Below are 10,152 nucleotides of genomic sequence, written 5' to 3'. Positions count from 1 at the left end.
GCAGCGCAGAGCAATCAGCGCAGGCTAAAGAATGAACCTGACCGACCTTTTACAAGGCGCGCATGCGCGGCACCTTCGCATTTTGGGGCATTTTGCCCCAGACGGCAGTCACGGCCTAGGCCATGAGGTAAAAACCGTGGTGCTTTTGGGGCCTGATGAGCCTCACTTTTGGTCTGCGTTTGAAGACAGCTCCGAATATCGTGATGGCGCCCCTGACCCGATGGATCGCTGGTCTGCGCGGGTCATCGGTGACTGGGCCCGCGAGATTGGGGGGGAAGCCTATTTTCCCTTTGGTGGCCCACCCTATGCACCATTTTACCAATGGGCTTTGACGACAGGTGCAGTATGGCCCAGCCCAATAAGGCTGCTCATCCATGCGCAATCGGGATTGTTTGTCTCCTTTCGCGGCGCACTTGGCCTGCCCTATGCGATACCTCAGGCGCCTGTACAAGACCGCCCATGCGACAGCTGCACGCACCAACCCTGCCGCAGCGCATGCCCTGTCGCAGCCTTTGACGGATCGGGCTATGATACGATCCGATGCCACAACCATCTGAACACAATGGCGGGAGCAGATTGCATGACCAAGGGCTGCAGGGCGCGGCGCGCCTGCCCGATCTCACAAAACTTTGGACGCGTTGAGGCGCAATCACATTTCCACATGCGGAGCTTTCACCCATGACCCTGACGTTGATCTTAATACGCCATGCAAAATCAGATTGGGGCGATGCAGGGTTGGATGACCATGACCGCCCCCTCAATGCCCGCGGAATAGAGGATGCACCGCGCGTTGGAACATGGCTTGAGGCGCAGGGGTATCGGCCTGATCACGTGCTTAGCTCGACCGCAACCCGTGCTGTCGATACATGGGCGGCGATTTCCCGATCCTTTAGCGGTGCGGAAATCGAAGTTTCTTATACACGCGCGCTTTATCTCGCGATGCCGCCTGATATGCTGAATGTCATCAGGGCCAGTGAGGGCCGCACATTGGGCGTCATCGGGCATAATCCCGGTATTGGTAGCTTGGCGCGCTCGCTGGTGGCAACACAACCCCAACACGAGAAATTCACCCGCTACCCTACAGCCGCGACCTTAGTCGTGGACTTTAACGCAACATCTTGGGCCAATATAGAAATAGGCGCGGGGGTCGCCCGCGCCTTTATCACCCCGCGTGACTTGCCCTAAGCGGGATCAGTGTCCCAAGATTTGGCTCAAGAACAGCTTGGTGCGGTCATTTTGCGGATTGGTGAAGAACGGCTCAGGCTCGTTTTGTTCAACAATCTGGCCTGCATCCATAAAGATCACGCGATTGGCAACCTGACGGGCAAAACCCATCTCATGGGTCACGCAGAGCATGGTCATACCTTCTTCAGCCAATTGGATCATCGTATCCAAAACTTCCTTGATCATCTCAGGGTCAAGTGCCGATGTCGGTTCGTCAAACAGCATGATACGCGGACGCATACAGAGGCTGCGCGCGATGGCCACACGCTGCTGCTGCCCCCCTGACAGCTGACCTGGATATTTATGCGCTTGATCGGGGATTTTCACCTTCTCAAGGAAATACATTGCCGTTTCTTCGGCCTCTTTCTTGGGCGTCTTGCGCACCCAAATTGGGGCCAATGTGCAGTTTTCCAAAATGGTCAAATGCGGAAACAGGTTGAAATGCTGAAAGCACATCCCAACCTCGGAACGGATTTTGTCGATATTCTTGAGGTCATTTGACAGCAATGTGCCATCCACAGTGATGGAGCCCTTTTGATGCTCCTCCAATGCATTGATGCAGCGGATCAGCGTAGATTTCCCCGAGCCAGATGGCCCGCAGATCACGATACGTTCGCCGCGGTTCACAGTAAGGTTGATGTCCCGCAAAACATGGAACGAACCATACCATTTGTTCATATCGCGAATTTCAACCGCCACCTCATCAGTGACTTTCATCTGCGAACGGTTGATCTCACGATCTTGGATGGAGGGGGTGGCTTCACTCATATCGGCCTCTCCTTAATGACGATCTGTTGCGAGCTTGCGCTCAAGATATTGCGAATAGCGGGACATCGCGTAGCAAAACACAAAGAAGCAAAGCCCGATGAAGATGAACAATTCCCAGTAAATCCCATTCCATTCGGTCGTGGCGCGGATCGCGTTAGACAAACCGATTGGGTCAAGCAGACCTATGAACACCACGAGGGTTGTGTCTTTGAACAAACCGATAAACGTGTTCACGATGCCCGGGATTGAGATTTTCAAAGCCTGAGGCAGGATGATCAAGCGCATGGATTGCCAGTAATCCAAGCCCAGACTATCTGCCCCCTCATATTGCCCACGAGGCAGGGCGGCCAAACCACCGCGCACAACCTCGGCCATATAGGCAGCGGCAAAGAGCGTGACCATGATAATCACGCGGAGCATCAGGTCAAAATTTGTTCCGGGCGGCAGGAAGTAGTTCAACAAAAGCGATGCCGTGAACAGCCACACAATCAACGGAACGCCGCGGATCACCTCAATAAAGATCACCGAGAATTTGTTGATGATGAACAAATCAGACTGACGCCCAAGCGCCAGCAAAATCCCAAGCGGCAAAGACAGAACAATGCCCGTGATCCCGATGATCAGCGCCAACATAAACCCGCCGAAATCCTTGGATTGGATATTTTCAATTCCAATGGGCAAGATGCCATCGGCCAGTCCCGTTAGTGGGGCAACCCCAAAGCGCCAATAGATCAGCGGCACAAGGATGCTCGCCACGATGCTCGCCAAAGCCCCGAATTGCCGTGTGATCTGGCCATAGGCCAACCATGCCAAAACAAAGCCCAGAGCCGTCAGGATTGGCCCCCAAATCGACCCGCCCCATAACAGCCAGTAGCAAATGAAGGGCGACACGGCCGAGAAGATCGCCAATTTGCGGCCACCAAAGTTGAACATCACAGGCGCAACGGCGATGAAAAACACAATCAAAGCCACAACAGGGCGCCAATATGCATCGGCTGGGTAGAACCCAAAGAGAAGTTGGTTCCAACGCTCGCTCAAGACGGCCCAACAGGCGACATTGCGACCATCGGCGTAAAGCGCGTCACGCACCTCACGGCACTCACTCAGTGAATTTGCAGTCCAAATGCCATAGGCGAACCATTGGAAAACATGGCTGACCACCCAATAAATCGCGACCAAAGACAGAATTGTTAGGATTGTATTGAGCAAGCCAGAGAACAGGTTTTCACGCACCCATTTCACCACGCCCGCTTCCGAGACAGGCGGGGCCTGCTCGGGCAGCATCTCGGTGCGCACATAAGAAACGGAGCTATTCGCAGAATTTGCCATCTCAGCGCTCCTTCAACTTAACGGCGTTGTTGTAGACATTCATCACGCCCGAAATGATTAGGGATGTGACCAAGTAAAAGACGCCCAAAAGTAGCATCCCTTCAAGCTCGCGGCCTGTTTGGTTGATCGTGATCCCACCCAAGGTAGACCGCACATCCATATAACCCACCGCAATCGCCAAGGAGGAGTTCTTGGTCAGGTTCAGATATTGCGAAATCAGGGGTGGGATGATCACCCGCAAGGCCTGCGGCAGGATCACCAAATTCATCGTGCGGTTGGGGCGCAAGCCCAAGGCATAAGCCGCCTCGGTTTGCCCGCGTGATACCGCCAAAATCCCTGAACGCACAATCTCTGCGATAAATGCGCCTGTGTAGAGCGATAACGCAAACCACAAAGCAATCAGAGAGTTGCGGACCTGTAGGCCGCCCGTAAAGTTGAAACCTCCCAATTCAGGCAGCTGCAATGTTATCGGCCCACCAAGGATAAAATAGAAAATAACCGTAGGCACAAAAAACAACGTTATGGAAATCCAGAACACAGGAAGGATTTGACCTGTGGCTTCTTGTTTTTTGCGCGCGTAGCGTCGGAAGGCCCAAATGGCAAAGAGCGAAGCAACAAACACTGCCATAAGCAGGTTTGATCCTTCCCCCCAAATCGGGCTGGGGATGAAAATACCTCGATTGGTAATCGCGACACTGTCGAACAGCATCATGGACGCGTCCCCGCCTTCGCGGAAATCGCGCGGCTGTGGGGTGGCTTCGGTCATGACGGCGAAGATCACAAGGATCCACAACAGTAACGGAATGTTGCGGAATCCTTCCACATAGACCGTCATCAAGCGCGCTACGATCCAGTTTTTCGAGAGACGCAAAACGCCTGCGATCACGCCGATAATCGTGGCAAGAATACAGCCCAAAAAGGCGACAAGCAGCGTGTTCAAGATCCCAATAATCGCGGCACGGCCATGGGTGCTGTCGTTGGAGTACTCGATCAAGCGCTGGTTGATATCATAGCCAGCGCGCGATCCCAAAAAACCAAAATCAAAATCTTTGCCAAGCGCAGACAGGTTTTGAACCGTGTTCCAGCCAAGCTGCCAAAGAAAGGCCATGATCATAATGAAAGCGAATACTTGGATCGTCATTGAGCGATAGCGACGATCGTAAATCAACTGACCAAAGCGGAAGGGTTCAGAACTTGGATCCGGTATAGAAGCCATGGCGGAATCCTGTCATTAAATCAGAGAAAAACAGTTTGAATGCGGCACAAACAAGTCGCAAAAATTTCAGCTTAATTTTGGATGTTAGAATAGAAGAAGGGCGCGGGAATGCCGCGCCCTTCTTCCGTTCAGACCTTAGCGGAATGGTGGGCTGTAGAGCAGGCCGCCATCTGTCCACTGAGCGTTCAAGCCGCGTGCAAGACCGATTGGGGTGCTTTCTCCAATATTGCGATCGAAGATTTCGCCATAGTTACCACCCGCAGAAATCACGTTAACCGCCCAGTTTGCTTCCAAGCCAAGCATCGCACCGAGTTCGCCTTCAGTACCCAAGATACGGTTAATTTCCGGATTGTTACCTGGTGCAGCAGCCAATTCAGCAACATTTGCCGAAGTGATGCCCATCTCTTCTGCCGCGATCAACGCATTTAGAGACCAGCGAACAATGTCACCCCACTCGTTGTCACCGTGACGAACAAGTGGCCCAAGGGGCTCTTTGGAGACAATTTCTGGTAGAACAACATGCGCACTCGGATCTTCAAAGGTTGCACGAGTTGCAGCTAGGCCAGAAGCGTCTGTGGTGTACACGTCACAGGCGTTTGCAAGATACTGCTGCTGTGCTTCAGCGTTTGTTTCGATTGGCACGGGCTCGTAGCTCATGTTGTTCGAAGCAAAGAAGTCAGCCAAGTTCAACTCGGTGGTTGTGCCAGTCTGGATACATACGGTTGCACCGTCCAACTCAAGCGCGGAAGACACGCCCAAGGATGCAGGAACCATAAAGCCCTGACCGTCATAGTAATTCACGCCCACGAATTCGAACTTCAGATCAACGTCACGGCTGAAGGTCCATGTGGTGTTACGTGCCAACATATCAACTTCGCCAGAGGCCAACGCGGTGAAACGGGTCTGACCAGTGGTTGGAACGAACTCAACCGCCATTGGGTCGCCGAATACGGCGGCTGCAACGGCACGGCATACCGCAACGTCAAAACCTTCCCAAACGCCGCTGGCATTTGGTTCTGCGAAGCCTGTGAGACCTGTGGTCACACCACAGTTCAGGCTGCCACGCGCTTTGACCTCATCAAGGGTCGACGCTTGGGATATACCCGCAGCCATGCCAGCAACTGCCAGCGTAGCTAGGACTACAGATTTTTTCATGTTTACCTCTTCCTATTGGACCGCCCTTTTGGGCTGTTTCCTCAATGGCCGTAAGACCACTTTCATGTCAGTGGCCCGCAGAAGCGAGCCAATGCCGCTTAATTGGACAAATATACCGCCCAAGGTCAAGGGTTGAAGCTAGGTTTACGAAACGTAAAGCCTAACTTTATAGCAGCCGTTCACGGGATGCTTTCTGCTTGGGCAAATGACATATTCATTAAAAAAAGGCCTCAACCTGCCCCAAGGGCCTCGTGCCCGCCTGCAAGTCTGTAAAAATGTGCTGCGTGAAGAAAAGCGTCCTTTTTCTTCGCGGCCACATCCAAGGCTTCTTCGTCTGCGCCCCAAAGCTCTGCCTGAAAATTTTCATCGATTCGCGACAGATTCCATGCCTCTTGCGGCGAGAACTGGCCTTTCGCCACGGCAAGCCCCATTAGGGCTGAGCCAGAGATGGAAATCAGGTCATGCAATGCGGTCAAAGAAAAATTATCAAACTGCGAGAGAAGTTGATGCACCCGATCAAGGCTATCCTGCGGTTGCGGCACGGGCAAAACGCCGATTGTGACGATCAAGGGCGCGTTCAGCTCGCTTGCAGCCCAGTCCAAAACGGGTCGCCATCCCGCTTCTTGGCGTGTGGCCAATTCCTGTGGGTGATCTGCCCTGTGACAGAGTAAATCTGTCTCAGCATAGGCCGCTAGCATCGCCACAACCTCTGGCTTTTGTGCGCTGACCTTATCAATCGCGGCATTTGCCGACCGTGTGACAGGCATGGTGAGGGGCTTGATCTCTTCGGCTTGGGCCATCCATTCTGCTGCAATCGCCTCGGCCATGGTTTGGGTTGGCACAATCAGCGGCGCCTTAAGCGGTGTTTTGACGGCCCGTGTGTCTAAGTGAACCGTATAGCCACCTTCCACCGTTTCAACGCTGGCAGATGTCCAAAAACGGCGGGCTTTCCATTCGCTCATGTAAGGCTCCAAATTCGTTCAAGGGCAGCGGGCAAATCACCAAAGCGCTGCAAAATGGGGTCGGCCCCAGACTGCCGCAAATCCTCTACGCTGTGATACCCCCAAGAGACGCCAATAGCCTGTGCGCCTGCGGCCTTCGCCATTTCGACATCATAGGTCGTGTCGCCAATCACCACGGCCCGCGCGGCGGGCACATCACATTCAGACAAACAGGCCTTCACCATCGCGGGATGTGGCTTTGAGGGGTGATCATCCGCAACCTGAACGGAGGCAAAATAGGGTCGCAGCCCATGTTGATCCATAATATGTTCCATCCCCCGCCGTGACTTGCCAGTTGCAATAGCCAAAACAAAGCGCGGGTCAGACTGCAGTTTCTCTAGAACTGACATCGCCCCCTCAAACAACGGCGACAAGGCCGCGCCATCCGCGCTGAGGCGCAAAGATTGAAAGGCCGCCTTATACCCTTCGACCAAATCAGCGCGCATCTCGGCACTATGATCAGGCGCAAGGCGCAGCATGGCCACGGGTAGCGATAGGCCTACTATTGACAAGGTCTGCGCACGGCTTGGCGCAGGCAAATCAAGGCCGCCAAATGCCGCCTCCATCGAAGCTACAATATGTGCCTGACTGTCGATTAACGTGCCATCGACATCGAAAATGATCAGATAAGGCGCAGTCATCCGAGCTCGTCATAAAACGGGTCAACGGGCACATCTTCGGCGCGCCAGTCGAACAATTCCCAAGTGCGGGCCATGTGATCAGGCAAGGCTGCGGTTAGCGTGAGATCCCGTTTGGTGAAAGGGTGACGGAATTTCAGATAGCGCGCGTGAAGATGCAGTTTGCGGCTGATTTCACCCCCCAATTGCGCGCCCCATCCATCGCCCAAATTTTCCTGACTGCTGCCGCCATATTTGCCATCCCCCACGATCGGGTGGCCAAGCTCTGCGATATGGACGCGCAATTGATGGGTGCGACCAGTAATCGGCACCATCGCCACCCATGACACCCGCCCCCCAAGCGCAGAGAGCGTTGCATAATCCGTCTCGGCCCGCTTGGCCCCATCGGTGGTGGCGATTTCAGACGGATGAAGGCAGCGCATCTTTTCGCCTTCGCCCCCTTTGCCATGACCTGCGGCCTTTACCAGTCCAAACTTGATTTTGCCCATTCGGGGCAAAGGCGCGCCTGCAACGGCGGCCCAGTAAATCTTGCGCGTCTCACGATGGCGAAAGGCATCGGTGAGGGCCTGCGCGGCTTGCCTGCTGCGCGCCAAGAGCAAAACGCCCGATGTGTCCTTATCCAAGCGATGAACAAGGCGCGGCTTATCCTCACCCTCGCGCGCGAGACAGGCCGCCAACGCATCAACGTGCCGCCCCCCTTGCCCGCTGCCGCCTTGTGTGGGCAAACCTGCGGGTTTGTTAATCGCAATCAGATGATCATCTTGATAGATGACCGCGCGGCGCATAATCGCGGCATCCGCGTCCGAGATGGCCGATTTCTGCACCCGCGGCGCGCCAAGCGCATCTTCGGGCATTGGGTCAGGCAAGGGGGGGATGCGCACCTCCTGCCCAGATTGCAGGCGTGTTGCGGGTTTCACGCGCCCACCATCGACACGGATTTCACCTTTACGGCACATCTTTTCAATGCGGCCTTGCGGGATATGCGGGAAAAGGCGGCGGAACCACCGATCAAGCCGCTGGTCCGCATCTGCATCCGCGACAGCCAAAACCTGAACACCCGTCATGGCAGCGCCACCCGTGTCAGCATCAACCCCAAGAAAATCGCAACGAGAGAAAGGATGACCGAGCCCAGAATATAGGCCGCCGCCAACCCTAAATCGCCCCGCTCATAAAGCGTGATGACCTCAAGCGAAAAGGAAGAAAATGTTGTAAACCCGCCCAAGATCCCCGTCATGACGAAAGGGGATAAATGGGTCAGCCCGCGCTGTGCGGCAAGGCCCACAAAAAGGCCCATCAAGAAAGAGCCAAGAATATTGACCGAGATCACCCCAACGGGAAAAGCGGTCGGCCCAAGCGCACGATGTAGACCCACGCCAACAAGATAGCGCAGCGATGCACCAATCGCGCCCCCAAGGGCCACCTGAAAAACTGTCCAAATCATGGGTGGCTCTTTCTGCCCCTGCCTGTCTGTTGTCAACCAAAAGCGGCGGCACGGGTCACTCATCGCGGTTTCGGTCGCGCCTAAGCTTCGCAAAATATGCTACCCGCTTTCCAAGATCGCGCTCAAACCCACGCTCTACAGGTTCATAGAAACTGGGGCGCGTGATTGTATCGGGAAAGTAATTCTGCCCAGAAAACCCATCTTCAGCATCGTGATCATAGGCATAGCCTGCGCCATAGCCGTGCTCTTTCATCAGCTTGGTTGGGGCGTTTAAGATATGCTTCGGCGGGGCAAGCGATCCTGTCTGCGCCGCCAATTTACGCGCGGCCTTATAGGCGACATAGGCGGCATTCGATTTTGGCGCGAGGGCCAGATAGATCACAGCATTGGCCAAGGCCAGCTCACCCTCGGGCGAGCCCAAACGCTCGTAGCTTTGCCACGCGGCCAAACAGACCTGCTGCGCCTGCGGGTCAGCAAGGGCAATATCCTCAACCGCCATACGCGTCAGACGGCGCGCCAAGAACCGAGGGTCTTCGCCCCCCTCCAACATGCGCGAGAACCAATAGAGAGCCGCGTCTGGATCAGACCCGCGAATGGATTTGTGCAAAGCAGAAATCAGGTTGTAATGGCCATCGCCCGACTTGTCATATTGCGCGGCGCGGCGCTGTAGCCGCACAGAGAGCGTGGCCGCGGACACCCCCGCATGGTCGGGCCATGCAGCCACCTGTTCGATGAGGTTCAACATGGCACGCCCGTCCCCATCGGCCATGGCAATGAGGGCTGCTTGAGTTTCTTCAGGCAAGGCCAAATCGCGCGCCAATTCGCGCTCAGCCCGTGCCAAAAGGGCGCGCAGGTCGTCCTCGCTAAGACGGTTCAAGGTGAGAACCTGCGCGCGAGACAGCACAGCGGAATTGATCTCAAAACTGGGGTTCTCGGTCGTGGCTCCCACTAACAAGATTGTGCCATCCTCCATCAGGGGCAAAAAACTATCTTGTTGGGCTTTGTTAAAGCGGTGGATTTCATCCACGAATAAAAGCGTGCCCTGCCCCGCTTTGCGGCGCAGCTTTGCGGCATCGAATGTTTTGCGCAGCTCCGCCACGCCTGAAAAAATCGCGCTGATCTGTTCAAACTGGAAATCCGTCTCTCGCGCCAAAAGCCGTGCAAGCGTGGTCTTGCCCACGCCAGGTGGCCCCCAGAAAATCAACGAGGACAGCGCCCCGGCATCCAACATCAACCGCAAACTGCCCTCAGGCCCTAGCAAATGCTGCTGACCAATCACATCCTTCAACTCGGACGGGCGTACACGATCTGCCAAGGGGCGCATGGCCTGCGCCTTTGGGGAGGGGTCTGGATCAGATTGAAAGAGATCACTCATGGCCA

Annotated in this window: 11 protein-coding genes; 2 read left to right on the top strand and 9 right to left on the bottom strand. The window is 55.0% G+C overall.

The features are described from left to right. Positions 1-31 precede the first annotated feature (31 nt). Together AAC622_RS00200 and AAC622_RS00195 are read left to right on the top strand one after the other, a co-directional pair. Positions 32-682: a ferredoxin gene (locus AAC622_RS00200; RefSeq protein ID WP_340259780.1), complete on the top strand. Its 651-nt coding sequence runs from the start codon at positions 32-34 to the stop codon at positions 680-682. Continuing rightward, the gene (locus tag AAC622_RS00195) at positions 679-1,185 is read left to right on the top strand and encodes a SixA phosphatase family protein (RefSeq protein WP_340259779.1); all 507 of its coding nucleotides are present in this window, start codon (positions 679-681) and stop codon (positions 1,183-1,185) included. Before AAC622_RS00200 ends, AAC622_RS00195 begins: the two co-directional genes overlap by 4 nt. 6 nt (positions 1,186-1,191) lie before the next feature. On the opposite strand, the gene AAC622_RS00190 is transcribed toward AAC622_RS00195, so the two are convergent. The 9 genes from AAC622_RS00190 to AAC622_RS00150 all read right to left on the bottom strand — a co-directional run bounded on the left by AAC622_RS00190 (position 1,192) and on the right by AAC622_RS00150 (position 10,147). After that, on the bottom strand, positions 1,192-1,992 hold the full coding sequence (locus tag AAC622_RS00190; protein ID WP_317657439.1) for an amino acid ABC transporter ATP-binding protein: 801 nt from the start codon (positions 1,990-1,992) through the stop codon (positions 1,192-1,194). A gap of 12 nt (positions 1,993-2,004) precedes the next feature. Then, complete coding sequence (locus AAC622_RS00185) at positions 2,005-3,321, bottom strand: amino acid ABC transporter permease (RefSeq protein ID WP_340259778.1); 1,317 nt, start codon at positions 3,319-3,321, stop codon at positions 2,005-2,007. A 1-nt stretch (position 3,322) separates the two neighbouring features. Beyond that, entirely contained in the window at positions 3,323-4,537 is a 1,215-nt protein-coding gene (locus AAC622_RS00180) for an amino acid ABC transporter permease (protein ID WP_340259777.1), read from the bottom strand. A gap of 135 nt (positions 4,538-4,672) precedes the next feature. After that, positions 4,673-5,692 (bottom strand): amino acid ABC transporter substrate-binding protein, encoded by a 1,020-nt coding sequence (locus AAC622_RS00175; RefSeq protein WP_340259776.1) that lies wholly within the window; start codon positions 5,690-5,692, stop codon positions 4,673-4,675. 230 nt (positions 5,693-5,922) lie between these two features. Next, the gene (locus AAC622_RS00170) at positions 5,923-6,654 is read right to left on the bottom strand and encodes an ATP12 family chaperone protein (RefSeq protein ID WP_340259775.1); all 732 of its coding nucleotides are present in this window, start codon (positions 6,652-6,654) and stop codon (positions 5,923-5,925) included. After that, the gene (locus AAC622_RS00165) at positions 6,651-7,334 is read right to left on the bottom strand and encodes an HAD-IA family hydrolase (protein WP_340259774.1); all 684 of its coding nucleotides are present in this window, start codon (positions 7,332-7,334) and stop codon (positions 6,651-6,653) included. The genes AAC622_RS00170 and AAC622_RS00165 overlap by 4 nt, the downstream gene beginning before the upstream one ends. Beyond that, positions 7,331-8,395, bottom strand: coding sequence for an RluA family pseudouridine synthase (locus tag AAC622_RS00160; protein ID WP_340259773.1), 1,065 nt, complete (start codon positions 8,393-8,395; stop codon positions 7,331-7,333). The genes AAC622_RS00165 and AAC622_RS00160 overlap by 4 nt, the downstream gene beginning before the upstream one ends. Beyond that, on the bottom strand, positions 8,392-8,772 hold the full coding sequence (crcB, locus tag AAC622_RS00155) for a fluoride efflux transporter CrcB (protein WP_340259772.1): 381 nt from the start codon (positions 8,770-8,772) through the stop codon (positions 8,392-8,394). Before crcB ends, AAC622_RS00160 begins: the two co-directional genes overlap by 4 nt. A gap of 55 nt (positions 8,773-8,827) precedes the next feature. Then, the gene (locus tag AAC622_RS00150) at positions 8,828-10,147 is read right to left on the bottom strand and encodes a replication-associated recombination protein A (protein WP_340259771.1); all 1,320 of its coding nucleotides are present in this window, start codon (positions 10,145-10,147) and stop codon (positions 8,828-8,830) included. Positions 10,148-10,152: the final 5 nt, after the last annotated feature.

Source organism: Roseobacter sp. HKCCA0882 (assembly GCF_037805225.1).
Lineage (GTDB): Bacteria > Pseudomonadota > Alphaproteobacteria > Rhodobacterales > Rhodobacteraceae > M30B80.
This window is presented reverse-complemented; position numbering and strand designations above follow the sequence as displayed.

Bases quoted from the DNA above. Each gene is read 5' to 3' on its own strand.
- AAC622_RS00195 (WP_340259779.1), top strand. From the start codon at position 679: ATGACCCTGACGTTGATCTTAATACGCCATGCAAAATCAGATTGGGGC.
- AAC622_RS00170 (WP_340259775.1), bottom strand. From the start codon at position 6,654: ATGAGCGAATGGAAAGCCCGCCGTTTTTGGACATCTGCCAGCGTTGAA.
- crcB (WP_340259772.1), bottom strand. From the start codon at position 8,772: ATGATTTGGACAGTTTTTCAGGTGGCCCTTGGGGGCGCGATTGGTGCA.
- AAC622_RS00150 (WP_340259771.1), bottom strand. From the start codon at position 10,147: ATGAGTGATCTCTTTCAATCTGATCCAGACCCCTCCCCAAAGGCGCAG.
- AAC622_RS00160 (WP_340259773.1), bottom strand. From the start codon at position 8,395: ATGACGGGTGTTCAGGTTTTGGCTGTCGCGGATGCAGATGCGGACCAG.
- AAC622_RS00185 (WP_340259778.1), bottom strand. From the start codon at position 3,321: ATGGCAAATTCTGCGAATAGCTCCGTTTCTTATGTGCGCACCGAGATG.
- AAC622_RS00180 (WP_340259777.1), bottom strand. From the start codon at position 4,537: ATGGCTTCTATACCGGATCCAAGTTCTGAACCCTTCCGCTTTGGTCAG.
- AAC622_RS00175 (WP_340259776.1), bottom strand. From the start codon at position 5,692: ATGAAAAAATCTGTAGTCCTAGCTACGCTGGCAGTTGCTGGCATGGCT.
- AAC622_RS00165 (WP_340259774.1), bottom strand. From the start codon at position 7,334: ATGACTGCGCCTTATCTGATCATTTTCGATGTCGATGGCACGTTAATC.
- AAC622_RS00200 (WP_340259780.1), top strand. From the start codon at position 32: ATGAACCTGACCGACCTTTTACAAGGCGCGCATGCGCGGCACCTTCGC.
- AAC622_RS00190 (WP_317657439.1), bottom strand. From the start codon at position 1,992: ATGAGTGAAGCCACCCCCTCCATCCAAGATCGTGAGATCAACCGTTCG.